Origin of the sequence: Shewanella sp. SR44-3 (genome assembly GCF_014163735.1) — a bacterium.
Classification (GTDB): domain Bacteria; phylum Pseudomonadota; class Gammaproteobacteria; order Enterobacterales; family Shewanellaceae; genus Shewanella.
The window spans coordinates 42,327-68,182 of record NZ_JACJDV010000009.1 but is presented as its reverse complement, the minus strand read 5'-3'; the positions used below and the strand labels follow the sequence as shown (position 1 = coordinate 68,182).

The window sequence follows — 25,856 nt, the reverse complement described above, 5'->3', positions numbered from 1 at the left end:
TACAACAAAAAAGGCCACCTAGTGGTGGCCTTTTTTAGCTCAAGTTAAAAATTAACCTTGGCCTTTCACTTCTTTAAGACCGTTATAAGGTGCTTTTGACCCTAACGCTTCTTCAATGCGTAATAATTGGTTGTACTTAGCGACGCGATCGCTACGGCTTAATGAGCCCGTTTTGATTTGACCAGCGGCTGTACCTACAGCTAAATCAGCAATGGTTGAATCTTCAGTCTCGCCGCTACGGTGAGAGATAACAACGGTGAAGCCCGCATCTTTCGCCATTTTAATTGCAGCCAAGGTTTCAGTTAATGAACCAATTTGGTTAAATTTAATGAGGATAGAGTTAGCGATGCCGTTGTCGATACCACGCTTAAGAATTTTAGTGTTGGTTACAAATAAATCGTCACCCACTAATTGGATTTTATCACCCATTAGTTTAGTTTGATGCGCAAAACCATCCCAATCAGACTCGTCTAGACCATCTTCAATAGACACGATTGGGTAACGCTGTGTCAGACCTTGTAAGAAGAAGTTAAATTCTTCAGAGGTGAATTTTTTACCTTCACCTTTAAGATCGTAGATATTGGCTTCTTTGTCATAAAATTCAGACGCTGCACAATCCATCGCTAAAGTAATGTCTTTGCCTAACTCGTAACCTGCATTGGCCACTGCAACTTTGATTGCAGCAAGAGCAGCTTCGTTAGACGCTAAGTTTGGTGCAAAACCACCTTCATCACCGACTGCTGTTGAGTGACCATCAGCTTTAAGCACTTTAGCTAGGCTGTGGAATACTTCTGCGCCCATACGCAGGCCTTCGCGGAATGTCGCAGCGCCTACAGGTTGGATCATGAACTCTTGAATATCGACACTGTTATCAGCGTGCTCGCCACCATTGATGATGTTCATCATAGGTAAAGGCATAGAGTAAACACCAGGCGTGCCATTTAAATCAGCAATGTGGACATATAAAGGAACACCTTTAGCAGCAGCAGCAGCTTTTGCGGCAGCCAAAGAAACCGCCAAAATAGCGTTAGCGCCAAATTTAGCTTTGTTTTCTGTACCATCTAAGTCGATCATGATTTGGTCAAGTTGTGCTTGATCCAGCGCATCTTTACCTTTTAACGCGTCAGCAATTGGACCATTTACTGCTGCAACCGCGTTTAATACGCCTTTGCCTAAATAACGGCTCTTATCACCATCGCGTAATTCTAATGCTTCACGGCTACCCGTTGAGGCACCTGATGGTGCAGCAGCCATGCCGATGAAACCGCCTTCTAAATGCACTTCAGCTTCAACCGTTGGGTTACCACGAGAATCCATGATTTCGCGACCAATGACGTTAATAATGTTAGCCATAATTCCCTCGTAATTTTGAGTAATATTGAAAGTTTAAGTTTGAAAAGAAAATCAATACCAATAAATAAGACAGTAATTGCTTAAAAATACTTAATTATTGGTATTTAACTTTCAGTTTGGTAAGAAATTAAGCTTCTGTGTCTATAGGATAGAATGTATTTTAGTTTGCATCAACTGTGTTTACAACAAACGTGAACTCGCTTGGAAAGATAAAAAAAGCCGCTAGGATCACTAGCGGCTTATTCATTAACCTAAGATACGTTTTTGATGGCTCAACGAAGCGGCAATAAAGCCTTCGAATAATGGGTGGCCATCACGGGGCGTTGAGGTAAATTCAGGGTGGAATTGACCGGCAACAAACCAAGGATGATCTTTAATTTCTATCATCTCAATCAGTTTCCGATCAGATGATAAGCCACTGAACACTAAGCCCGCTTTTTCAAGTCGGTCGATATAGTTGTTGTTCACTTCATAGCGATGACGGTGACGCTCAATACAGGTATTCCCCTTATAAGCCTGCGCCGCTTTAGTGCCCTCTTTAAGGTGACATAACTGCGCACCTAAACGCATAGTGCCGCCTAAATCAGACGCTTCATGGCGCAACTCAAGCTTGCCATCTTCATCTATCCATTCTGTGATAAGGCCCACAACTGGGAACTTTGATGCTGGGTTAAATTCAGTAGAATGGGCATTAGTCATGCCAGCTACGTTACGAGCGAACTCGATTAACGCCACTTGCATACCTAAACAAATACCAAAGTATGGCAGCTTGTTTTCACGGGCAAACTTGGCCGCAAGGATTTTACCTTCAACGCCGCGCTCGCCAAAGCCGCCTGGCACTAGAATACCGTCTAAACCTTGTAAGACTTCATCGCCTTTGGCTTCTACGGTTTGCGAATCAATATACTTGATGTTCACAGTCACACGGTTTTTAAGGCCCGCATGCTTTAACGCTTCATTGACAGACTTATAGGCATCAGGTAATTCGATGTACTTGCCAACCATACCTATGGTGACTTCACCATTTGGGTTAGCCTCTTGATAAATAACGTTTTCCCACTCAGACAGATCCGCTTCTTTGCAATCTATGTTAAAACGCTTGATCACTAATTCATCTAGACCTTGTGAGCGCAACAGTGCTGGAATTTTGTAGATACTGTCTACGTCTTTTAGTGAGATAACAGCGCGTTCTTCTACGTTACAAAATAGCGATATTTTCGCTCTTTCATTAGCAGGTACAGCGCGATCGCCACGGCAAACCAGTACGTCAGGTGCGATGCCGATTGAACGCAGCTCTTTTACAGAATGCTGGGTTGGCTTAGTTTTAATTTCGCCAGCAGCGCCTAAGAAAGGCACTAAGGTCAAATGCATAAATAGGGTGCGATCACGTCCAAGCTCAGCACCTAATTGACGAATTGACTCAAGGAATGGCAATGACTCGATATCACCCACAGTGCCGCCGATCTCAACGATAGCCACATCATGACCTTCGCCGCCCTCGATGACTCTCTCTTTAATCGCATTGGTGATATGCGGGATAACCTGAATGGTGGCACCTAAGTAATCGCCACGGCGCTCTTTACGTAAGACTTCTTCGTAAATACGGCCGGTGGTGAAGTTATTACGACGGTTCATCTTGGTACGGATGAAACGCTCATAATGACCTAAGTCTAAGTCAGTCTCAGCGCCGTCTTCAGTAACAAAAACTTCACCGTGCTGAGTTGGGCTCATGGTACCCGGATCGACGTTGATATAGGGGTCCAGCTTCATGATAGTTACGTTTAGGCCCCGAGCCTCTAAAATTGCTGCGAGCGATGCTGCTGCAATACCTTTTCCTAGTGATGAAACCACACCACCAGTAACGAATATATATCTTGTAGTCATGCTGAACCTGAGAATAAGAGAGTAGAAAAAACGTGCTTGTAAGAAAGCACTAGGACGGGGCGATAGTATACCAAAGCATCTGAGATTCGACAAACCTAAAGGTAGATAAAAGAGAGATTATTCCTTATGAGCCGCCTTTAGACGCGCTTTTACTTGATCCCAATAGCCATCGAGTTCTTCTAAACTGTGGGCTTCCATGGATTTCCCGCTTGCATCGGCTAAGGCTTCTACACCGCGAAAGCGCTGCTCAAATTTATGGTTCCCCTGGCGCAATGCCGATTCCGGATCGACCCCTAAATGGCGGGCAAGATTCACCACGGCAAACAACAAGTCGCCCATTTCATCTTTTACTTTTGACAAATAAGTTTCAGGGTCGCTCTCAAGCAGTCGCGCTTCAACCATGACTTCATCAATTTCTTCATGAATTTTAGCCACCACAGGCGCAAGATTGGGCCAATCGAAACCGACTTTGGCAACCCGTTTTTGAATTTTTAATGACCGAGTTAACGCTGGTAAGGCCTGGGGTATGTCATCGAGCACTGAAAATAACTGTTTTTGCTGACGCTCTAAGGCTTTAGCATTTTCCCAGGCGGCATTAAGTGCTTGGGTATTGAGCTCAGACTTGGCACCATTTGCGGCAAACTCATCTTGCATCGCGCCAAACACATGGGGATGGCGGCGGATAAGCTTGGCGCTAATTCGCTCCACCACGGTTGCAAAATCGAACAGGCCTTGTTCTTTACCAAGCTGGCAATAAAACACCACTTGAAATAACAAGTCACCCAATTCATCGGGAAGATGGCTTAAGTCATGATGCTCAATCACCTCGGCAACCTCGAAAGCTTCTTCAATGGTAAATGGCACTAGAGTGTCAAAGCGCTGAGCCAGATCCCAAGGGCAGCCAGTCTCTGGGTTTCGCAGTTTTTCCATGATTGCCAGTAAAGCCTGTAAACCCACTGTTTTCTCGGTGCTCATATTACTGCCTATTTTCTGCCACTTTCCGTCTAATGTCTGTCGTCTACATGCTTGGCACATCAATGACGTTACGCTTTACTGAGCCTTATAAGCGCCGTGACTCAATCACGCCTTCCACTTGGGTAAGTTTTGCCATTACCCGCTCTAAACCGTCAAGATTATAAAGCTCTAATTCCAGCTCCACTGTCGCCGTTTGCGTCTTAACATCTGATGATGAGCTCATGGCCATCACATTGGACTTCTCCGCCGCTAACACTGTGGTGATATCACGTAGTAAACCACTTCTGTCATGGGCGATGACACGTACTCGAAGGCGATAACCACCGGAATAATTTTCGCCCCAAATCACATCGACAGCACGCTCTGGGTGAACTCGCATTAGCTCTTTAACTTGCTCGCAATCACTGCGATGCACAGAAATACCGCGCCCCATGGTGATATAGCCAAAAATTTCATCCCCAGGTACGGGTTGACAGCAACGAGCTATATGGCTTAATAAATTACCGACACCGTTAACCTCAACCTGCCCTTTGCCACTGTTACCTTTACGGGGCTGGGCTTTTTTTATAATTTCTTCAACTATCTCTTGCTCGGTATCTGGCGTCTTGCGAACTTTACTTTCGATAAAGTTAACGACTTGATTTAATTTAAGATCGCCACCACCTAGCGCCGCTAGCATGTCATCCATGCCATTTAAATTAAACCGCTCAACCGCCACTTGAGCATCTTTAAGCTTAAGATTGATGCGAGACAGTTCAGCCTCAAGCATTTCTTTGCCCGCAGGAATATTTTTATCCCTGTCCTGCTGCTTAAACCAATGTTGAATTTTAGAACGCGAACGAGACGACTTAATATAACCAAGATTTGGGTTTAACCAATCGCGCTTAGGGTTGGGGTGCTTAGAGGTGATAATTTCAATGCGCTCACCGGTTTGCACTTGATAAGTAAAGGGCACAATGCGGCCATCGACTTTAGCGCCAATACACTTATGCCCCACTTGAGAGTGCACATAATAGGCAAAATCTAGCACGGTCGAGCCTAGCGGCAAGTCCACCACTTCACCGCTTGGCGTGAAGACATAGACTCTGTCTTCAAACACTTGGCTACGCACTTCATCCACCAAGTTGCCACTTTCGGCCACGTCTTCTTGCCACTGCAAGATTTTACGCAGCCAGTTAATTTTTTCCTCATAACCGCTTTGTTTGCCAGCTTGCGGCCCTTCTTTGTATTTCCAGTGAGCCGCCACCCCAAGCTCAGCATCTTGATGCATGGCTTCGGTGCGGATTTGAATCTCAACGGTTTTGCCTTCTGGCCCCACCACTACCGTGTGGATGGATTGGTAGCCATTAGGTTTAGGGTTGGCGACATAGTCATCAAACTCGCGGGGAATATGATGCCAAAGGGTGTGCACTACCCCTAACGCGCCATAGCAATCTTGCAGACGATCGGTGACAATACGCACGGCGCGCACATCGAACAATTCATCAAATTTTAAATCTTTACCTTTCATCTTGCGCCAAATGCTGTAGATGTGTTTCGGTCTGCCATAGACCTTGGCGCGAATGTCATCGGCATCTAATTTTTGCTGCAACTGAGTCACAAACTTATCGATGAAGGTTTCTCGATCGAGGCGCTTACCATCCAGCTGCTTGGCGATGTCTTTATAAGTATTTGGGTGCAGATAGCGAAAGGATAAATCTTCAAGCTCCCATTTGAGCTGGCCTATGCCTAAGCGGTTAGCTAAAGGCGCATAAATGTCGGCAATTTCACGGGCAAGCAGCACTCGTGTTTCTTCATCGGCGTTTTTGACCGCTCGCAATAAGCACACCCGCTCAGCAAGTTTTATCACCACGGCGCGCACATCTTCCACCATAGCCAGCAGCATCTTGCGGATATTATCGATTTGCGGCTCGCCGCTACGATTATCTTTACTGGCTTTTAAAGCGCCAATGGCGTTCATGGTGACAACACTTGACACTAAACTGCCAAGTTTGGGACCATAATCTTCCTCGACCTTAAGCTCGGTCAACTTGCCTGCATCCAGCAGCACAAATAGCAGCGCGGCTTGCAAGGTTTCTATGTCCATGTTTAGCGGCGCTAAAATCTCTATCATTTCGCGAGCACGTTCCATCACTTCTTGTCGCTCGGCGTTTGACTTAAAGCCAAGCGCCGCTAACTCAGTAATGAGTTTGAGAACAATTTGCGCATCTTCAGGATGTTCAATATAGCGGTCAACCCACTCATCTAATTGAAAATCTGGCGCATTAAAGTGTGCTTCACGAACAGAGACCATAGTCGTCTTCCTAGTACTTTAGGTACAATTTAAATATATAAAGCATCAAAAAGCTTTATCTTGAACATTCAAACTAGATTGTCAATCCTATCCCATTCAAGTGAATAAAATATAAGCTTTTTATCACAAAACAGGTCAAGTCGTACCTATGTTAAGAGCCAATTTCAAACAGCGCCATGGCTTCAATATGGTGCGTCTGCGGGAACATGTCTATCATGCACAGCTGTGTTAACTTGTAGCCTTGATTGAGCAGCACACTGCTGTCACGGGCAAGGCTTGCTGGATTACATGATACATAAACCACCTTTTTAGGCTTCATCTTCTGTAGCCACTGCAAGCTTTCAAAAGCTCCAGCTCTGGCGGGGTCTAATAATAGCTTATCGATTTTCCCTAGCCATTTTTCATTTGAAAGGTCGGCACTTAAATCCGCATGATAAAAGCTTAAGTTCCCCAGGTTATTGCGTTTAGCGTTATCTCGAGCTTGCTGCACCATTTCAGGCACACCTTCAACACCGATAACTTCAAGTCCAGCCAGTATCTTGCCGCGATTTGCCAGCGCTAAACTGAAATTTCCCACGCCACAGAATAAATCTAATACACGCTCACCTACTTGCAAATCAAGCCAGTTAACCGCTTGTTCTACCATGCGCTGATTAACTTCAGCATTCACCTGCACAAAATTACCTGGGGTAAATTGGCAATTGATTTGCCCTTGGCTTAAGGAATACTCAGGTAAGGTTATTGCAGCAGGCTTAACCTGTAATTCAGGTTTAACCTGTAATGCAGGCTCACTCTTAGAAGGCACTACAGTACTGACATCCGTTAGCTCACCATTACCATCTTGCAGTAAAAGATGAATGTCATGGGTAAGCGCAAAACTCACCAAGACCCTAACATCGGCAGCAGGCAAGACTTTGGTGACTCGCAGCACGGCAAACGTGCCGTTATCGGCTTGAGTCAACTCGAGATGACCTAAGCTTGCCTTAGCTTTTAAGCGCGACAACAACACAGCAAACGGGTGGATCAGCGCCGATAATGGCTCAGCTAATACAGGGCACTGCTCAATGGGCACAATTTGGTTACTGCTTAGGGCGCGAAAGCCTAATTTTAAGCTCTTATCGTTGTTGTTAAAGAAGGTTGCTAACCGTGCGCGGCGACGATAATGCCAAGGCGCTGACACTAAAGGCGCGACTTGCACTTGTGGCTCAATGCTATCACTGCCAGAAAGCTTCACCATCAATTCATTCAAGCTTTGCTGCTTGTGGGTTTGCTGGGCATCTAGGGCAAGATGTTGTAAATCACAACCACCGCAATGACCGTAGTGCGGGCAGCTAGCATCAATACGCTGGGGGCTTTTTTGTTCGATTTTAATCAATTTTGCCTTTGCAAAACTCTTTTTTTGATCGGTAAATTGCGCCGTCACTCGCTCACCGGGTAAGGCTTGAGCAATGAATACAACCTTCCCCTGATGTTGGGCCATACCGGCACCGAGATGATCAAGTTGAGTGACGTTTAAACTAAGCTTAGAAGATAGCTGCTTAGATTTATTCGCTTTTTCTTTAAAAAATTGCGCCATTTAGGCCTCGAATATTAATAAATTACTAGTCAAGAGTGCGTCATTTCTGGCAGTCTAGACTTAATATCATTTCTTATGTGTTAGGGATCCAAGCCACAATTATGAAAAGCGCTAATAATCTGACCAAATACAGTCTGCGCTCTTGGGTCTTGGTACTGGCATTAGCCCCTACCGTATTGGTTGGTATCTTACTGGGCAGCTACTTTACCATAAACCGCTTTTATGAGCTCGAAGAGACCTTAATTGCCCAAGGTCGAAGCATAGTGGAGCCTTTAGCGATTGCCAGCGAGTTCGGTCTATTGGCTGATAACCGTGAAGTTACCAAACGTTTACTGTCCGCATCTCAACTGAGTAATTCGGCGCTTATTCGCTCCATAGCCATCTTCGATGTGCAAAATCACCTGTTTGTGACATCCCATTATCACAAAGATTTCGAAAGCATGCGCTACAAACAAGCGCTAGAAAGCTTAAATCCCGATGAATTTGAAACCTTAGATGACTCATTAATTATCCGTATGCCAATTGTCTCAAATACTGGCAAGACTGGCATTAACTTATTTGCTCAATTGGCGCCTGGAATTACAAATACGGCAACGCCCAGTAGCCAAGCCATACCAGACTCCAGCATGGAAAATAAAGAAGGCCAGCAATTACTGGGGTACATTGCCATATTGCTCAATAAAGAAAATGCGTTATTAGAGCAACACAGGGCCGCCATTGCCGCATTTGTTATCGTGCTCATTGGGGTGCAATTCAATTTATTCTTTACCTTCCGCTTAGTGAAACATGTGAACTTTCCCATTACTGAAATGGTGCGGGTGGTGGCTAAAATTCGTGAAGGTAAGTTGGATGCGCGCTTAGATGGCAACCTTATCGGAGAGCTGGACTTATTAAAGCGCGGCATTAATGCCATGGCAGGCTCTTTGAGCGAATACCATGATGAAATGCAGCAAAATATCGACCAGGCCACGTTTGAGCTAAGGGAAACCTTAGAGCAGATTGAGATTCAAAACGTCGAGTTAGATTTAGCCAAGAAGCGCGCTCAAGAAGCGAGCCAAATTAAATCAGAATTCTTGGCCAATATGTCCCACGAGCTGCGTACTCCGCTCAATGGGGTGATAGGTTTTGCAAGGCAGCTAATAAAAACACCGCTCCATGCAAGTCAGCTCGACTACATTAAAACCATTGAACGCAGCGCCAGTAATTTATTAGGCATTATTAACGACATCTTAGATTTCTCCAAACTTGAAGCTGGCAAGATGGAACTGGAGAAAATGCCATTTTCACTGCGTGAAACGGTCGCTGAAACCATCACAATTATCGCGCCAAGTGCACAATCCAAAGGATTAGAGCTGGTCATCGATATCGACGATAATGTACCAGAAAACGTCAGTGGCGATGCCATGCGTGTCAATCAGATCATCACTAACCTTGTGGGCAATGCCATCAAATTCACCGACTCTGGCAGTGTGGTATTTAAAATTATTTTGGTGGCCGAAACCGATGATAGAGTGACCTTGCGCTGTGAAGTCATCGACACAGGTATCGGCATCAATGAAAGTCAACAAGAATACTTGTTCCAAGCTTTCGGTCAGGCTGACTCTTCCATCTCCAGACGTTTTGGCGGCACCGGACTTGGCCTGGTTATTACTAAACGCTTGATCAACAAGATGGGGGGCCAAATAGGCTTTACCTCAAGTAATGAAAAAGGCTCGAATTTCTGGTTTATTCTGCCTTTAAACCTAAGCCAATTTCAAATCGGCGAAGTACTGCCCATGGATGTGTTACAAGGTAAATCGATACTCTTGTATGAACCACGCACTTTGACCCGTGAAACCTTGAGTCGCCGTTTAACATCTTGGCAATTATCCCTAACCAGCCTTAGTAAGGTTGCCGAGCTCATTGGCACCTTAGCCAACTCAAATAACCATTATGATTATGCAATTATCAGCTGCCATGGTTTCGATAGCGCACAAGACTTGGGGCTGTTGTTGCAACAAGCCAGAGCGAAAGTCGGCAGCCTTATTTTATTGCACGACTGTTTTGAGCACGAAACCATGGTTAGCCAATTGCGTAATAGTGTTGATAACTTAGTCATTACTCCTATAAGCGATTATGCCCTAGCAAGACAGCTTATCTATCCACCAGCCAAAACTTTGATCATTCCTGAGTTACCAAAAGAGCAAAGCTATCAACGTCAAAGCATGACAGTCTTGGCAGTGGATGATAATCCAGCCAACCTGATGCTTATCGATACCTTACTGCAGGAAGTCGTCACAAATGTCGTCACAGCTAATCGCGGTGAAGCCGCTGTGGAGCTTGCTCAAGGGCAACATTTTGATCTGATTTTTATGGATATCCAAATGCCTGGGATCGATGGGCTTGCAGCGACAAAACTCATTCGCCAAGAATCGATGAATCGCAACACCCCTATAATCGCGGTCACAGCCCATGCCTTGGCGGAGGAAAAGGAGAGTATTTTAAACAGCGGCATGGATGGCTACTTGCCAAAACCCATAGACGAAAAATCACTTAAAGCCGTTATTGAGCGCTGGATCAGTAAGCCTAAGTTTACCCATTTTGACTTGCAAACCCTTAACTGGGAGCTTTGTCTGACGCAAGTGAATCAAAAAATAGATTTAGCCTTAGAGATGCTCAAGATGTTGGTTAAATCGCTCCCTGAGACCATAGCGCAAATCGAACAGGCTTTTGCGGACCAAGATCAAGACAAAATGCTCTATACGGTACACAAATTACATGGCGCAAGCCTCTATTGCGGGGTGCCAAATACTCAGAAGCTCTGCCATGCATTGGAGTCTTCACTGAAGAAACAAACCTCTATTCTTGATCTTGAACCGGAAATACTAGAGTTACTTGATGAGTTAACTAAGGTAGAATCGGCCGCAAATCAAGTGATAACACAGCTATCAGCGGATATTAACCATGACCAATAAACAAGGTTTTTTCAAACGCCTTAAAGCCCTCTCGCTACCACAAAAGCAACTTTTTGCCATTGCTCTGTGCCAGCGCATGCTGCCTAACTACCAACTTTTTAGCGAAGTTTGTGAATTTGGTGAGCCAAAAGTATTGTCTACTGCCTTAGAATTGTTATGGCAGTCGCAGTACGATAAGAAACTTAAGTTTAATATAGACGTACATCTACAGCGCCTCGAAGACAACACTCCAGATCCAAGTCAGTTTGAAGCCTACGGGGTTTATCCTGCTATGGATGCAGCCGTTGGCATAGGAATGTTGATGGCTGCTATTGATGGTAAAAATGAAGAAGATATCATTAATATCAGTAAACTATCATCGAGTACTGTGGCAAATTACATTGAAGCCCTTAGTGATGAAAGCTTAACCGATGATGCCTTGGATGACTATGTGTTTGCCCACGAAGTCATGCAAGAAGAAAAGGAACTTCAAGATGCCTTATTAGCGATCATAGAAGCCAATCCTGATATCAATGCAGAGCTAGTAAAAGGCCTACGCAAAGATGTCATAGACGCTGGTGTGTCTAACATCGGCATCAGCTTATAAGCTAAAGGTTAGCTTCGCATTAATCGGCCCTGCATTAGGTGATTCATATTCTTCACCTAATGCATTGATACCAAAAATATTAATGTGTATATAACCAATAGCAGGACCTAGTCATGAGCCCTATCCTCACACCCATAGCCGCCGTTTTTGGCATTATGTTACTTGGGGCCTTAGTTCAAAAAAGCAAAGTCCTTCCCAGCGACAGCGATAACGTCCTCAATCAATATGTGTATTATGTGGCATTTCCCGCCATCATGTTTATCGCATTAGCGCAAACCCCGTTCGCCTCCATCACCCAGTGGGGCTTTATCTTTGCCTTAAGCCTGAGCATGGTGACCACCTATGTGATTGCGCTAGGATTATCGCTTTGGGCTAATCCCAAACAATCGGCACTTGGGGCAATTCGAGCCCTGAATGCCACCTTTGGCAACACAGCTTTTATCGGCATTCCTTTACTGACTATGCTATTTCCCCAAGATAAAAGTGCCTTAGTGGCTGCAGCTATCGCCAGTCTATTGTCTGTTATCATGTTCGCCTTTGCCTTAGTGAGCATAGAAATTGCCACCAGCAAAGCGGCTAAATATACCGAGGTTGAGCCCACGGTCCTCCCCAGTAGTCCCCGGCTACACCCACTAATGATCATGCTACAAGCCTTAGGTTCAAACCCCATCGTTATCGCCAGTATTTTAGGCGTTGCGGTCTCTGCTGCGGCCTTAAGCCTTCCACAGAGCCTCAGCCAAATGCTGCATCAAGTGGGTAACACCTCAAGCCCTTGTGCCCTGTTTGCCATCGGCATGGTGCTTACCAAAGCCATGCATAGAGATTCTGGCAGTCAGCGCTGGGACAAGGCATTAGTCATTGAGCTTAGTCTGATTAATGTTCTCAAGCTTATCCTTCAACCATTAACCGCCTATGCCTTACTGTGTTTATTTAAGGTTGAAGGCCAATGGCTCACCATGGGAGTAATTTTGGCTTCACTGCCCACTGCAGCAAGCGTATATTTATTAGCGCAGCGCTATCAAATTCATACCGCTCAAAGCGCCTTTGCCATCTTGATAAGCACTGCACTAACCTTCATTAGTTTACCTATCATTGAGCGCCTATTATCGAGTGGATTATGAGGGGAAAGTTTGCGGTGACTAAAGCCCTAGATCAAGCTGGGCACCGTAAGGGGCTGGCGTGTACTCACTGACTTGGCTATCACTCAGGCCCACACTCACCCCTAATAAGCGTATCCCACGACCTTGACTGCGGGCTAACGCTTGGGACAGTAACTGGTAAAACAAGTTAATGTTTAGCTCATCGCTTCTGTGCTCTATGGTGGTTTGTTTAAAGTCTGAAAACTTAAGTTTCACCACTTGCTTGTGAATTTGCCTCTGCTTAGCGCTTTTTGTGCAGCGGGTTGCCAGCTCTTGAATAAGCCCTGGCAGAATTTGATGGCATTGCTCTAAGGTATAAATATCTTGGGCTAAGGTGGTTTCTACCCCGACGGATTTTCGCAGCCTATCCATACTCAGTCCTCTGGGATCTATGCCATGGGCGCGATCGATTAACACAACGCCAAACTTACCAAAGGCATTGATCAGTTTATCTTTGGGGTATTGCTGCACATCTTGGCAATTAAGCAGGCCTAATACCTCAAGCTTAGCGGCGGTCACCTTGCCTACACCAGGAATTTTAATTAAGGGTAAGTCTTTTACAAATGCAGGGATTTGCTCTGGGGTGATCAAATATTGGCCATTGGGTTTATTTAAATCTGAGGCGATTTTGGCTAAAAACTTAATCGGCGCTATGCCGGCTGAAGCCGTGAGCCCTGTGAGTTCGAATATCTCTTCACGTATGGCCTTGGCCATCAGGGTAGCGCTGCCTTTACAGTAAGGGCTGTCTGTGACGTCCAGATAGGCTTCATCCAAGGACAGGGGCTCTATGATGTCAGTATAGCGGGTGAACACGCTACGTATTTGCGCTGAGACTGACTTGTAGACCTCCATGCGGCCTGGCACTAATACCAAGTCAGGGCACAACTGCAAAGCCTTGTGGCTCGACATGGCTGAGCGCACCCCAAATTTTCTTGCCTCATAATTACAGGTACTGATGACACCTCGGCGATCACTTCGGCCACCCACGGCCAAAGGTTTTCCTTTAAATTCAGGAAAGTCACGCATTTCAACGGCGGCAAAATAGCAGTCCATATCGATATGAATGATCTTACGCATAGGTTAATCACAGTAATGAGGGAAACTCATATTACTGTATATAAAAACAGTGATCAACTGCTATCTTGCCGAGTTACTTTTTGCTTTGAAAATCTTTAATGCTCTTCTTGTTCATGCTGCGTCGATTAGCCTGTTTATCCCTTGGGGCACGCTTAGGTTTGTCGGTATGACTAGCATTAGCCGCCGTTTCTGGGGCAGGTTTATCCGTGACAGGAAACCCTTCTAAGGCATTGAGCCTAAGCGGTCTTTGAGTAAAGGCTTCTATTGCCTTAAGGTATTGAGACTCACCATGGCACACCAGCGAAATAGCTAAGCCTTTAGCCCCCATACGACCTGTGCGGCCAATACGGTGCACGTAGGTGGCCCCAGCCTCTGGCAAGGCAAAGTTAATCACTTGGGGCAACTCTGACAAATGTATCCCTCTTGCCAGTAAATCTGTGGCCACCAGCACAGTGACTGTGCCTTGCTTAAATTCTGCTAGCGTCTGATCACGGATGTTTTGCTCTTTATCACCATGGAGGGCTTTGGCATTCAGTCCTGCCTTGTTGAGCTTTTTGGCTAGGCTGTCGGCATCATCTTTACCGTTAATAAACACTAAGGTCTGCAGCGATGGCTGTTTAATGCCTGTTTGTTTATTATCTGCTTGTTTCAGCAGGGCATCTTTTAGCAGAGCGATCAGCGCCTGAGCCTTACTGCCTTTATTGACTAAATAGGCCCGCTCTTCTATTTCAGATACTTGGGTGCTGGCAGCTTTTGCTTCAATTCGCTGGGGTTTGTAGAGCAAACTGTCACCAAGTTCTCGCAATGGCGCTGGCAGGGTCGCCGAAAACAGCAATTTTTGGCAACTAGCGGGCATAAAGGCGATGATTTTTTGCAGATCAGGCCAAAAGCCCATTTCCAATAATCGGTCTGCTTCATCGAGCACTAAATACTTAATCTCGGTTAATTTAAGCCGTTCTTCGATGGGCTGAAGGCCGCTATCATCACGCTGAAGACTTGTTTTATCACGCTGATGGCTATCATCTCGCTGAAGGCTCTCATCAAGCAGAAGGCTCTTGCCTTGGGCCATGGCCAGCAGCCTACCTGGGGTGGCAACAATAAGTTGGGGTTGCAGCTTTAACCCTAAGTGCTGGGCTTCAACATCCAAGCCGCCACACAAAAGTTGGCAGCGTATGCCCAGTTTGTTTGCCAAAGCGTCAAGCACTGAAAACACTTGCTGGGCAAGCTCGCGAGTGGGCACTATCACTAGGGCCTGTGCGCCCTTATAGGGCTCATTCTTTAATTGTGAAAGCAGCTTTTCTAATAGCACTAAGCCAAAGGCTAAGGTTTTACCGCTACCCGTGTGCGCTAAGGCTAAGATGTCTTTTCCAGCAAGTGCCGGCGGTATAGCCAGTAATTGCACTTGGGTGGCAGTACTGAGCTTTGCAGGTAACACACTGACCAAGGCGTCTGATAAACCAAGCTCATTGAAAGCGACTGATTTAACGGCATCAGCCGAATGAGTACCTGAATGAGTAACAGTGTGAATAGCGGGGGAATTGGCTGAAACAGTAGCGTTAGATGATGACATTCAATGGACATTTTCAAGAGAGCGAGACGCGCAGTCTACCCATTTGGGCATAAAAAAACCACTCATCATCTGAGTGGCTTCTTAAGTATGGCTGAATAACTAAACGGCTTAGCTATTTAAGTCTTGAAAAAACTTCTTCACCCCATCGAAAAAACCTTCAGCTTTTGGGCTGTGTTTTTTCGAGGCGCCAGTCATGCTTGCTTCAAACTCACGCAACAACTCTTTTTGCTGTTCGCTTAAGTTAACCGGAGTTTCCATCACAACTTTACAGAGTAAATCGCCAATAGCATGGCTACGAACCGACTTAACGCCTTTGCCACGTAAACGGAACATACGGCCTGTCTGAGTTTCAGTTGGGATCTTAAGGCTGACTTTGCCGTCTAATGTCGGTACTTCAATCTCACCACCTAAAGCAGCTTTGCTGAATGAAATCGGTACTTCACAGTACAAGTTATTGCCATCACGAGTGAAAATCCCATGCTCGCGTACGCTCACTTGAACGTATAAGTCCCCAGCTGGGGCACCAAATTCACCCGCTTCACCTTCGCCAGCTAAACGGATACGATCGCCCGTGTCTACGCCAGCAGGGATCTTAACTGATAAGGTTTTGCTCTTCTCGAAGCGACCTTCACCGTGACACTTACCACAAGGATCTTTAATGATCTTACCGCGACCATGACAGGTTGGGCAGGCTTGTTGCACTGCAAAGAAGCCTTGACGCATCTGCACTTGGCCTTGGCCATGACAGGTACCACAAGTCGTGGCTGAGCTGCCTTTTTTAGCGCCGCTGCCATCACATAAATCACAGGCTGCTAAGGTCGGAATACGCAGTTCTTTGGTGAGTCCACGAACCGCTTCTTCTAAAGACAATTCTAGGTTGTAACGTAAGTCGCTACCACGGGCGGCTTGACGTTGACCACCGCCACGGCGACCACCACCAAAAATATCACCGAAAACATCACCAAAGATGTCACCGAAATCACCGCCGCCATGACCACCGCCGCCACGATTTGGATCAACGCCTGCATGACCAAACTGATCATAGGCGGCTTTCTTATCGCCGTCAGTTAAAATTTCATAGGCTTCTTTGACTTCTTTAAAGCTAGCTTCAGCCGCTTTATCACCTGGATTTCTATCCGGGTGATACTTCATGGCCAAGCGCTTATAGGCTTTCTTGATGTCACGTTCGCTTGCGTCGCGACCCATGCCTAATACTTCGTAATAGTCTCTCTTTGACATAGTGTTGTTTTTCTCGAATATCTCAAGATAAGTGGTAAAACTTAGCTTAAATTAATTGGACAAACGGGCGTTTGAGGTAGACCTCAACGCCCGTAGTAGTGAAGCTAACTGTTAAAACAGTTAATTACTTCTTGTCGTCTTTAACTTCTTCGAACTCAGCATCTACTACGTCGTCATTGCTTTGGCCAGCATCTTTAGCTTGCGCTTCTTCGCCGCCTTGAGCTTGAGACTTAGCTTGAGCGATTTCCATCAATTTAGCAGAAGCTTCAATCAGTGCCTGAGTGGCTTTTTCAATAGCTTCAGCATCTTTGCCTTTGCTCGCTTCATCAACAGCGGCCATTGCAGCTTCGATTTTTTCTTTCTCGTCACTGGGTAGCGCATCGCCAGCTTCTGCAATTTGCTTCTTAGTGCCGTGAACTAAGCCATCAGCTTGGTTACGCGCTTGAACTAAGGCTTCAAATTTTGCATCTTCATCGGCGTGAGCTTCAGCGTCACGTACCATTTGCTCAACTTCTTCATCAGACAGACCAGAAGAAGCTTTAATGGTGATGTTTTGCTTCTTACCGGTTTTCTTGTCAGTCGCTGACACATGTAAGATACCATCGGCATCGATGTCAAACATCACTTCAACTTGTGGCTGGCCGCGTGGTGCTGGCTCAATACCTTCAAGGTTAAACTGACCTAGAGATTTGTTAGCGCTCGCTTGCTTACGCTCACCTTGAAGCACGTGAATAGTCACAGCGCTCTGGTTGTCGTCAGCGGTTGAGAATACTTGCTGTGCTTTAGTCGGGATAGTGGTGTTCTTCTCGATAAGCTTAGTCATTACGCTACCCATGGTTTCGATACCAAGAGATAGTGGTGTAACGTCAAGTAGTAGTACGTCTTTTACTTCGCCAGACAATACACCTGCTTGAATTGCTGCGCCAACAGCAACGGCTTCATCTGGGTTAACGTCTTTACGTGGCTCTTTGCCGAAGAAGTTAGTTACTGCTTCTTGTACCTTAGGCATACGCGTCTGACCACCGACTAAAATCACTTCGTTGATTTCAGAAACGGATAAGTCAGCATCTGCTAGCGCAACTTTTAATGGCTCAAGGCTGCGTTGGATTAAATCTTCAACTAAAGACTCTAACTTAGCACGAGTGATCTTAACCACTAAATGCTTAGGACCTGTTGCATCTGCTGTGATGTAAGGCAGGTTAACTTCAGTTTGTGTGGTGCTTGAAAGTTCGATTTTTGCTTTTTCAGCGGCTTCTTTTAAACGCTGCATAGCCAAAGGATCTTTACGTAAATCAAGACCTTGATCTTTCTTGAACTCATCAGCTAAATAGTTGATTAAACGGTTATCGAAATCTTCACCACCTAAGTGGGTGTCACCGTTTGTCGCTAGTACTTCAAAAGTCTGGTCGCCATCATTGCTGTCGATTTCGATGATAGAGATATCGAATGTACCACCACCTAAATCGTATACTGCAACTATGTTGTCGCCTTGCTTTTTATCAATACCGTAAGCTAATGCTGCTGCTGTTGGCTCGTTGATGATACGCTTAACTTCAAGACCTGCGATACGGCCAGCATCTTTAGTGGCTTGACGTTGTGAATCGTTAAAGTATGCAGGAACGGTAATTACCGCTTCGGTCACTTCTTCACCGAGGAAATCTTCAGCGGTTTTCTTCATCTTTTTCAAGATTTCAGCAGACACTTGTGGTGGCGCCATCTTGTTGCCACGCTGCTCAACCCATGCATCGCCGTTATCAGCACCAATGATTTTGAATGGCATGATATCAACGTCACGTTGAACTTCGTCATCTTTAAAACGACGACCGATTAGACGCTTGATAGCAAAGAATGTGTTCGTTGGATTAGTCACAGCCTGACGCTTTGCAGGTTGGCCAACAATAATTTCATCATCGGTATAAGCAACGATAGAAGGCGTTGTACGATCGCCCTCTGCATTTTCTAGAACGCGTGCTTTACCGCCGTCAAGGACAGCCACACATGAATTTGTTGTGCCTAAGTCGATACCAATAATTTTGCCCATGAGGTTCTCCGGTAGTTCAATCTAATTTTTGTTTACTGTTTATCGATATGGGGCGCAGGGTTATGCTTTTCAAGTGCGCAAGCCTGATTTAATCATTGCCACTCATATCTTCCTTAGTACCCTATATTGGGACATGACAAACAATTACAAGGGCTGAAGTAAAAAATTATTGAAAATGATTAAGTCCCTAGACTGTCAGGTTGAAAATCCAGCAGAAGCACATTATAACTAAAGAGGTGTTAACGGATTAATCACTTGAGATTCAGGAGGACACATGGCAACAGGACTGCCCAGATGGGAACTCTCGGAGCAAACCGAGCACAAAATAAGAATGGTGGCATTATTGATGACAGCTGTCATCATCACTTTTGAAAAATTCTATGGCGATAGTTCAACCCAGTATCCAGCCATGTACCTCGCAGTATTTATCTGGCCTGCGGTCTATTTTACTAATCAAGTTCAGCGTAAATACTTCACCTATGTGATGGAGTATGCCCAAGCGATCCGCTTGGCTTCAGTCATAATGAGCCTGGCTTTTATTGGTGTTTGGGGAGTGACCACCGTAAATCGCATCACTCTAGAAGCCTTGCCCAGCGCCTATCTTCATTCCCAATAAACTTTTAGTAAAATAAAGCGTCAGGACTTACTGACGCTTTATATCAATCCCCCCTATTCACCTTATTATCCGTCAGTTCGTTATTCATCCGATGGATTATCTGCTCATCTGTAAGTTCATCGCGTAATAAGGACTAGCTGTCCAGTACCACCATGTCATTACGGTGCACCACGGCATCGCCATAGTCATAACCTAGGATTGATTCAATTTCATCGGAATGTTTACCGCAAATCTGACTGACATCCTTAGCACAATAACGACTTATGCCTCGGCCTAAGGTTCTGCCATTAATATCAACAATACGCAGGGTCACCCCACGAGCAAACTCCCCCTCAACTCTAATAATCCCTTTAGACAATAAACTACGGCCTTGATTAATCACAGCGTTCGCTGCGCCATCATCAATCACTAAGCAGCCCTTGGCGGCGGGACCGGCTAAAATCCACTGTTTACGACTCTCAAGTGGGCTATCGATGGCGCTAAAGTGAGTGCCAACTGACTCTTTCTCAACCACTTTAATGATCACATTTTCATGGTGCCCTGAGGCTATCACGACTTCAATGCCCGCATGACGAGCAATGTCAGCGGCTTCCAATTTGGTTGCCATGCCGCCGGTGCCAAGGGCAGAACCCGAGCCACCTGCGAGCAAGCGCAAACTATCATCGATATTTTGCACTTGGGCAATCAGCTTAGCGTTAGGGTTGTTTCTTGGGTCACTGTCAAACAGACCTTTTTGGTCTGTCAATAAAATCAGCAAGTCCGCGTCACACAAAAGCGCCGCCCGCGCCGATAAATTGTCGTTATCACCCACTTTAATTTCATTGGTAGCAACCGCATCATTCTCATTAATGATGGGCACTATATTGTTACTTATCAGTGTATTGATAGTGTCACGAGCATTGAGGTAGCGCTCCCTGTCTTCAAGATCAGCACGAGTCAACAGCAGTTGCCCCACATAGATGCCATAGAGGCTAAACAGTTGCGACCAAGCTAAAATTAGCTGACTTTGACCCACTGCGGCTAATAATTGTTTATGAGCCATGGTGTCCGGTAATATGGGATAAGAAAGATGCTCACGCCCCGCGGCTATAGCGCCCGAAGTACACAAGACCACCTCCACGCCCGCTTTCATCAATACTGACATCTGCCGAGCCAGCTCCACCATGTGCGCCTTATCCAGCTTTTTACTACCAGAAGTCAACACAGACGTTCCCAATTTAATCACCACGCGGCGATACGCCATAAGCATTTACCTAACACCTAAAATGTTCAACAAAGAGGACTACTTTTATACCTAAAGCCTAAAAGAATGCCTAGGGAAACTTAGCGCTTTTTCTTTTAATATTTTTCATCATCTTGGGTATGGACGGGCTGCGTTTCCAATACTCGACGCTGCTTATCTTGACTCAACGACAAATGTAGTTCCCGTGATAACTACATTTGTACTAAGTGGAAAATAATACTATGACTGAACACACATTTATTCTTGCCAAGATCACCCCTAAAACTGAATGTTTTGATCTAGCAAAAGCAGCAATAATGAACATCATTCCCACAACCTTGATAGAGCCTGGCTGCCTGAAGTTTGCTCTGCATCAAGACACTAAGGGCAATTTATTTCTTTATGAAGAGTGGCTTGATGATAAAGCTTTGCAAAATCATCATGAGATGAAATATACCCAAGCTGTTTTTGAAGCCTATAACGACTGGTTAGCCTGCCCTCCTGAAATAACCACACTCACTAAGCTAGGATAAAGATTAAATAATTATGTTTTTCTCAAAGAGTTACCAACAAAGGTGATGCTGGCTAATTATGCTACTGACTTATCCCATCAGGAGCAGGATTCAGTTTTAGAAGCGCTAGCTATAATGCGCAAAGTGAGCCTGTTAGTAACAAATATTGAAAATTACTTTTCTGCCAATAATTTATCTCAACTTAGATTTTTAATTCTCGTTGTTATTGACCGAGAACCCGATAGAACCAGCCTCTATGCTCACGAAATAGCCGTCCATCTCGATGTATTAAGACCTGTTATGACACGGACAATACAAAAATTAATTACCGATGGTTTGCTGACGCCGAGTAACAATGAAATAGATAAAAGAGCAAAAAAAAATAGCAATCACAGAACAAGGATAAACTTGCTTATCGCAAGTGCTCCCAGGTTATTTCAATGAGATAAATAATTAACGTAAACAAACAGTTTTTCAAAAAAACAAATCAATAAGTTAAAGTTAAATAAACATCAATAAACATGACTGGCACGGTTATCACTACAAGATATTGTTAAGCCCTTTATTCACCTTGGGTCTTAATGCGCAATACCCTATACTCTTGCACATTAAAGCCCCCACAGCCCTATAGGCTCATTCACCATTAGATAAGGCAGTTAATGACAGCTCGTAAACGCGGTTTTTTTGGTTGGACTTGGTTTGCCACATGGCGTTTTTTACTAGTGATGACGTTATTTCTACTGCTGCTAAGGTTTGTACCGCCGCCGACCACTTCATTTATGCTGCAAAGCGCATATCCAGTATCCCAACATTGGGTAAGTATAGATGAACTGCCACCGCACTTGCCGCTGGCCGTGATAGCCGCTGAAGATCAGCTGTTTCCTAAGCATTTTGGTATGGATTTTACCGCCATCACTAAAGCCCTTAACCAGCATGAAGAGGGGCAAGGCCTGCGCGGCGCCAGTACCATCACTCAACAAACCGCAAAAAACCTCTTGCTTTGGCCGGAGCGAAGTTTTATTCGCAAAGGTCTAGAAGCCCTGCTAGCGGTGAGTCTTGAAGCGGTTTGGGGCAAGAAACGCATCTTAGAGGTGTACTTGAATGTGGCGGAATTTGGTAAAGGGATTTATGGCGTGGAAGCCGCCAGCCAGCATTATTTTAATCAATCGGCACGCTCGCTTTCCATTAATCAAGCCGCTCGGCTAGCCGTACTGTTGCCGAGCCCTCGCAGCCGTAATCCTAACCATTTAAGCCCCTATTTACATCAACGCGTGGCCTGGGGGGAAAAACAAATGCGCCAACTTGGCAGCGGCTATCTCAAAACCATCCTTAATTAAAGGGATTTGAGTGACTTTTACTGCTAGAATGCGAGCCAATTTTTATCCGATTTTACGCTCAAGGCAGGCTATGACCGTTCTTCTAATGACTCCACCTATGACCCAGCTAAATACCCCTTATCCGGCAACGGCATATTTGACGGGGTTTTTACGCTCACGTGGCTATGAGGCGGTGCAGCGAGATCCTGCGATTGAGCTATTTCTTGAGATGATGACGGCCCCAGCGCTTGAGAGCATTCGCCAGCATGTGGAAGAAAATTTCGAACATTTTGAAGACGATGAATTGCCCGATGCCATCTTTAATTTTCTGGCTGAATTTGACCGTTATCATTTGACCGTTGAGAGCGCGATTCGCTTTTTGCAGGGCAAGGATCCAAGCCTTGCCATGCGGATTAACTCGCGGCGTTTTTTACCCGAAGGCCCAGCCTTTGATGCGATTGCACAAATGGAAGCGGTATCCGGCGATGTATTACAAGCCGCCTTTGGTAATCTTGGGGTGCAAGATAAAGCCAAGTATCTCGCGACCCTGTTTATTAACGATCTGTCGACCGTCATCACGCAAGGGGTTGACCCTTACTTTGAAGTCAGCCGTTATGGCGAGCAATTAGCCGCCGCTAACCCAAGCTTTGATAATCTCTACGAAACCTTAATGGGTGAACCGAGCTTCAGCTCAGAAATTCTAGAACAATTAGTCGAGCAGTATCTGGAAGAAACCCAGCCAAGCGTGGTCGCATTAACCGTGCCTTTCCCCGGTAACATGCTGGGCGCCTTACGTATTGCGCAAACCTGTAAAGCCATCAATCCTGAAATCCCCATAGTACTAGGCGGCGGCTTTATTAATACTGAACTTCGGGCACTGAAAGATCCTAGAGTGTTTGAATTTGTCGATTTTATTTGTCTCGATGATGGTGAGCGGCCCTTTATCACCCTGCTTGAATATTTTGAAGGCCAGCGCGAAATCGATGAGCTAGTACGCACTTACTTTCTCGCCGAGGATGAAAATGGTCAGCCCCATGTGCACTTAAATCAAAATGCCCAGCTGCACGATATTCCCCAAAGTGAAGTCGGTGCGCCAGTATACGATGGTCTGCCCTTGGGCGAATACCTGTCGTTATGTGAAATGCTCAACCCCATGCACCGTATTTGGAGTGATGGTCGCTGGAATAAACTCACCATAGCCCATGGTTGTTACTGGCGTAAATGCAGCTTTTGCGATGTCAGCCTAGACTATATCGACCGCTACGACACCGCTGGCGCCGATATTCTGGTTGACCGCATCGAACAACTTATTGAAGAAACTGGGCAAACAGGTTTTCACTTTGTTGATGAAGCCTTGCCGCCAAAGACCTTATTTGCCTTTGCTAAACGCTTAATTGAGCGCGGTGTGGTGATCAGTTGGTGGGGCAATATTCGTTTCGAGCGAACCTTTAGCCCAGCACGCTGCCAGCTACTGGCAGACTCAGGTTGTATCGCGGTAAGCGGCGGGCTTGAAGTGGCATCCGATCGCCTTTTAAAACTGATGAAAAAAGGCGTCAGTGTTGAGCGTGTCGCCCATGTCACCAAGGCCTTCAGTGATGCAGGGATCATGGTTCATGCTTACTTGATGTATGGTTTCCCCACCCAAACCGAGCAAGAAACCATTGATTCTCTTGAAATGGTACGTCAGATGATGGAGTTAGGCTGTTTCCAGTCAGCTTACTGGCACCGCTTTGTCGCCACGGTTCACAGCCCCATCGGCATGAACCCTGAACAATTTGGTATTACCCTAGCTGAGCGCCCTGAAATCTTATTCGCTGAAAACGATGTAGACTTTACCGATCCCACAGGCACAGATCATGAAATGCTTGGCGAGGGGCTACGTAAAGCTATCTACAACTATATGCACGGTATAGGTTTCGATGAGCCCATGAGTTTCTGGTTTAACCAGAGCGTTTGCCGCACTTCAATGAAAAAAGACTTGATATCAAAAGCGGTTAATAATCTCATCGAAAGCTATGAAGAGTGATCCAGTGTTAGCCGCTGCTCGTTAATCGCGAAAATGAGTGGCGCAAGCTAAAAAGCCACTTTCTCGCTTCTGACACTCACAAGTTTCAACAGCCAGTTATTTATTGCGAGTTTGCATGTTAAACACTAAATTCGCTTTCACCGCTAACCATTCATGGTTGATTATCGAAAACACCACGGTATCTCGATAGCTGCCATCGGCCATTATCTGTGCATTTCTGATCACGCCATCTTGTTTGGCCCCTAAGCGAGCAATTGCAGTACGTGAAGCCTGATTGAACCAATGTGTCCTAAACTCAACGGCAATCGCCTTGAGATGTTCAAATGCATGGTGCAAGAGAAGGTATTTACATTCTGTATTCACAGCAGTTTTTTGATAGCTTTTTGAATACCAAGTATAGCCAATTTCCACTCGCTTATTGGCACAATCAGCATTGCAGAAACGCGTGCTGCCGATAATCTTTTGGCTGAGATTATCAACCACCACGAAAGGCAAGGCCCGCCCTAGCGCTCGTTCTGATAAAGCTAAATCAATATAAGCATCAACAGAATCCTGATTTGGAATACTGGTAAACCATAAGTCCCACAGTTGGCCTTCAGACGCAGCGTCCACCAAAGCCGCAGCATGCACTCTCTGTAATGGCTTTAACGTCACTATCTTGCCTTTAAGTGCAGTGTCAAACAGCCATTTCTCATCTTGCATATTTCACATCCTAGTTAGCTACAGGCTAAGCCCATGTTAATTATCAATTAAATCACAGCTAAGATTTGAGTATTTATCCGCTATTGGCAAAACATAAACGCCGTGTTGTATGACTTAGTGAGCTTGCCTTATGTCAAGATACCTTAGCTTATAGCAGTACCTTGATGATAAACCATTTGCCATTGCTGGTTTCTCAGCTGCCAAATGGAGCATCTAAGCGATACATTTGCCTCAGTTTCACCCGCTTTTACCATGGTCGCGCGATACAAGAGTTGGGCACAATCTGCTGCTAGCAGTCTAAGTTGATAATCTTGGGCTTGAATTAGGGGTGGCGACTCAAAAGGCAGTCGCGCTAATGCGGCTTGTTTACCAAATTGGCTACCCGCTGCAGTTATTTCGATAAAATCATCCCCCAGTAGCTTATCAAGTTCGGCATAAGTTCCCCTCACCTTAGGCTCGAATAAGCATTCTTCTAAATCGATCAATTTCGCCTTAAGTGCTTCCAATAAGATCCCCTCCAGTGAGTACGGCTAATCAACTGTATTTAATGAACTTATCAGAATCATCCAAATTATGCTATGGGCAACACACTACACATAACTTGAAGTAAATTTTTAAACGGGGCACTAACTCTACTGATATAAACAGTGAGCTTATCGTTGATAAGACAACAGAACTTAAATAGGAATTAACACTAAAATATATATATCAGTAAGATACAAAACTCACACTTGATAAGCATAAAAAATAACTCAAAAATCACTCAGCCCACTTT

General features: G+C 45.3%; 20 protein-coding genes. 8 read left to right on the top strand and 12 right to left on the bottom strand.

The features are described 5' to 3' along the window. Nucleotides 1-51: 51 nt before the first annotated feature. The 5 genes from eno to rlmD form a co-directional block, all read right to left on the bottom strand. The gene (eno, locus tag H5073_RS07290) at nt 52-1,353 is read right to left on the bottom strand and encodes a phosphopyruvate hydratase (RefSeq protein ID WP_182678427.1); all 1,302 of its coding nucleotides are present in this window, start codon (nt 1,351-1,353) and stop codon (nt 52-54) included. A gap of 246 nt (nt 1,354-1,599) precedes the next feature. Further along, nucleotides 1,600-3,237: a CTP synthase gene (locus H5073_RS07285; protein ID WP_182678425.1), complete on the bottom strand. Its 1,638-nt coding sequence runs from the start codon at nt 3,235-3,237 to the stop codon at nt 1,600-1,602. Nucleotides 3,238-3,354: 117 nt separating this feature from the next. Beyond that, entirely contained in the window at nt 3,355-4,212 is an 858-nt protein-coding gene (gene mazG, locus H5073_RS07280) for a nucleoside triphosphate pyrophosphohydrolase (protein WP_259394846.1), read from the bottom strand. Nucleotides 4,213-4,297: 85 nt separating this feature from the next. After that, nucleotides 4,298-6,505 (bottom strand): GTP diphosphokinase, encoded by a 2,208-nt coding sequence (relA, locus tag H5073_RS07275; protein WP_182678421.1) that lies wholly within the window; start codon nt 6,503-6,505, stop codon nt 4,298-4,300. A 151-nt stretch (nt 6,506-6,656) separates the two neighbouring features. Further along, on the bottom strand, nt 6,657-8,081 hold the full coding sequence (gene rlmD, locus H5073_RS07270) for a 23S rRNA (uracil(1939)-C(5))-methyltransferase RlmD (RefSeq protein ID WP_182678419.1): 1,425 nt from the start codon (nt 8,079-8,081) through the stop codon (nt 6,657-6,659). A 101-nt stretch (nt 8,082-8,182) separates the two neighbouring features. Between rlmD and barA the strand changes: the two genes are divergently transcribed. From barA to H5073_RS07255, 3 genes are all read left to right on the top strand, one after another. Continuing rightward, entirely contained in the window at nt 8,183-11,035 is a 2,853-nt protein-coding gene (gene barA, locus H5073_RS07265) for a two-component sensor histidine kinase BarA (protein ID WP_182678417.1), read from the top strand. Beyond that, on the top strand, nt 11,025-11,621 hold the full coding sequence (locus tag H5073_RS07260; RefSeq protein ID WP_182678415.1) for a YjaG family protein: 597 nt from the start codon (nt 11,025-11,027) through the stop codon (nt 11,619-11,621). Before barA ends, H5073_RS07260 begins: the two co-directional genes overlap by 11 nt. Before the next feature lie 113 nt (nt 11,622-11,734). Further along, on the top strand, nt 11,735-12,742 hold the full coding sequence (locus tag H5073_RS07255; RefSeq protein WP_182678413.1) for an AEC family transporter: 1,008 nt from the start codon (nt 11,735-11,737) through the stop codon (nt 12,740-12,742). Between the two features lie 18 nt (nt 12,743-12,760). Here the strand turns inward: H5073_RS07255 and dinB are convergent, their stop codons facing one another. From dinB to dnaK, 4 genes are all read right to left on the bottom strand, one after another. Further along, the gene (gene dinB, locus H5073_RS07250) at nt 12,761-13,837 is read right to left on the bottom strand and encodes a DNA polymerase IV (protein ID WP_182678411.1); all 1,077 of its coding nucleotides are present in this window, start codon (nt 13,835-13,837) and stop codon (nt 12,761-12,763) included. Nucleotides 13,838-13,910: 73 nt separating this feature from the next. Continuing rightward, nucleotides 13,911-15,407 carry a DEAD/DEAH box helicase gene (locus H5073_RS07245; protein ID WP_182678409.1) on the bottom strand — a complete coding sequence of 499 codons (1,497 nt, stop codon included), beginning with the start codon at nt 15,405-15,407 and terminating at the stop codon, nt 13,911-13,913. Nucleotides 15,408-15,515: 108 nt separating this feature from the next. Next, nucleotides 15,516-16,646, bottom strand: coding sequence for a molecular chaperone DnaJ (gene dnaJ / locus H5073_RS07240; protein ID WP_182678407.1), 1,131 nt, complete (start codon nt 16,644-16,646; stop codon nt 15,516-15,518). 124 nt (nt 16,647-16,770) lie between these two features. Next, entirely contained in the window at nt 16,771-18,687 is a 1,917-nt protein-coding gene (gene dnaK / locus H5073_RS07235; protein ID WP_182678404.1) for a molecular chaperone DnaK, read from the bottom strand. Between the two features lie 274 nt (nt 18,688-18,961). Here dnaK and H5073_RS07230 point away from each other — a divergent pair, with 274 nt between their 5' ends. Then, nucleotides 18,962-19,303 (top strand): hypothetical protein, encoded by a 342-nt coding sequence (locus H5073_RS07230; protein ID WP_182678402.1) that lies wholly within the window; start codon nt 18,962-18,964, stop codon nt 19,301-19,303. 133 nt (nt 19,304-19,436) lie between these two features. On the opposite strand, the gene proB is transcribed toward H5073_RS07230, so the two are convergent. Further along, on the bottom strand, nt 19,437-20,546 hold the full coding sequence (gene proB / locus H5073_RS07225; protein ID WP_182678400.1) for a glutamate 5-kinase: 1,110 nt from the start codon (nt 20,544-20,546) through the stop codon (nt 19,437-19,439). A 221-nt stretch (nt 20,547-20,767) separates the two neighbouring features. On the opposite strand from proB, the gene H5073_RS07220 reads away from it, so the two are divergent. From H5073_RS07220 to H5073_RS07205, 4 genes are all read left to right on the top strand, one after another. Further along, complete coding sequence (locus tag H5073_RS07220) at nt 20,768-21,058, top strand: putative quinol monooxygenase (RefSeq protein WP_182678398.1); 291 nt, start codon at nt 20,768-20,770, stop codon at nt 21,056-21,058. Nucleotides 21,059-21,103: 45 nt separating this feature from the next. Further along, nucleotides 21,104-21,481: a helix-turn-helix domain-containing protein gene (locus H5073_RS07215; RefSeq protein ID WP_259394848.1), complete on the top strand. Its 378-nt coding sequence runs from the start codon at nt 21,104-21,106 to the stop codon at nt 21,479-21,481. A gap of 215 nt (nt 21,482-21,696) precedes the next feature. Further along, nucleotides 21,697-22,374, top strand: coding sequence for a monofunctional biosynthetic peptidoglycan transglycosylase (gene mtgA, locus H5073_RS07210; RefSeq protein ID WP_182678396.1), 678 nt, complete (start codon nt 21,697-21,699; stop codon nt 22,372-22,374). Between the two features lie 70 nt (nt 22,375-22,444). Continuing rightward, a complete protein-coding gene (locus H5073_RS07205; RefSeq protein ID WP_182678394.1) occupies nt 22,445-24,379 on the top strand; it encodes a B12-binding domain-containing radical SAM protein in 1,935 nt (644 codons plus the stop codon). Nucleotides 24,380-24,475: 96 nt separating this feature from the next. On the opposite strand, the gene H5073_RS07200 is transcribed toward H5073_RS07205, so the two are convergent. Beyond that, nucleotides 24,476-25,081: a GNAT family N-acetyltransferase gene (locus tag H5073_RS07200; RefSeq protein ID WP_182678392.1), complete on the bottom strand. Its 606-nt coding sequence runs from the start codon at nt 25,079-25,081 to the stop codon at nt 24,476-24,478. 143 nt (nt 25,082-25,224) lie between these two features. Beyond that, complete coding sequence (locus H5073_RS07195) at nt 25,225-25,587, bottom strand: DUF4440 domain-containing protein (RefSeq protein ID WP_182678391.1); 363 nt, start codon at nt 25,585-25,587, stop codon at nt 25,225-25,227. Between the last annotated feature and the right edge of the window lie 269 nt (nt 25,588-25,856).

Coding starts and splice junctions, on each gene's coding strand:
- eno (WP_182678427.1), bottom strand. CDS start 1,353: ATGGCTAACATTATTAACGTCATTGGTCGCGAAATCATGGATTCTCGT.
- H5073_RS07285 (WP_182678425.1), bottom strand. CDS start 3,237: ATGACTACAAGATATATATTCGTTACTGGTGGTGTGGTTTCATCACTA.
- mazG (WP_259394846.1), bottom strand. CDS start 4,212: ATGAGCACCGAGAAAACAGTGGGTTTACAGGCTTTACTGGCAATCATG.
- relA (WP_182678421.1), bottom strand. CDS start 6,505: ATGGTCTCTGTTCGTGAAGCACACTTTAATGCGCCAGATTTTCAATTA.
- rlmD (WP_182678419.1), bottom strand. CDS start 8,081: ATGGCGCAATTTTTTAAAGAAAAAGCGAATAAATCTAAGCAGCTATCT.
- barA (WP_182678417.1), top strand. CDS start 8,183: ATGAAAAGCGCTAATAATCTGACCAAATACAGTCTGCGCTCTTGGGTC.
- H5073_RS07260 (WP_182678415.1), top strand. CDS start 11,025: ATGACCAATAAACAAGGTTTTTTCAAACGCCTTAAAGCCCTCTCGCTA.
- H5073_RS07255 (WP_182678413.1), top strand. CDS start 11,735: ATGAGCCCTATCCTCACACCCATAGCCGCCGTTTTTGGCATTATGTTA.
- dinB (WP_182678411.1), bottom strand. CDS start 13,837: ATGCGTAAGATCATTCATATCGATATGGACTGCTATTTTGCCGCCGTT.
- H5073_RS07245 (WP_182678409.1), bottom strand. CDS start 15,407: ATGTCATCATCTAACGCTACTGTTTCAGCCAATTCCCCCGCTATTCAC.
- dnaJ (WP_182678407.1), bottom strand. CDS start 16,646: ATGTCAAAGAGAGACTATTACGAAGTATTAGGCATGGGTCGCGACGCA.
- dnaK (WP_182678404.1), bottom strand. CDS start 18,687: ATGGGCAAAATTATTGGTATCGACTTAGGCACAACAAATTCATGTGTG.
- H5073_RS07230 (WP_182678402.1), top strand. CDS start 18,962: ATGGCAACAGGACTGCCCAGATGGGAACTCTCGGAGCAAACCGAGCAC.
- proB (WP_182678400.1), bottom strand. CDS start 20,546: ATGGCGTATCGCCGCGTGGTGATTAAATTGGGAACGTCTGTGTTGACT.
- H5073_RS07220 (WP_182678398.1), top strand. CDS start 20,768: ATGACTGAACACACATTTATTCTTGCCAAGATCACCCCTAAAACTGAA.
- H5073_RS07215 (WP_259394848.1), top strand. CDS start 21,104: ATGCTGGCTAATTATGCTACTGACTTATCCCATCAGGAGCAGGATTCA.
- mtgA (WP_182678396.1), top strand. CDS start 21,697: ATGACAGCTCGTAAACGCGGTTTTTTTGGTTGGACTTGGTTTGCCACA.
- H5073_RS07205 (WP_182678394.1), top strand. CDS start 22,445: ATGACCGTTCTTCTAATGACTCCACCTATGACCCAGCTAAATACCCCT.
- H5073_RS07200 (WP_182678392.1), bottom strand. CDS start 25,081: ATGCAAGATGAGAAATGGCTGTTTGACACTGCACTTAAAGGCAAGATA.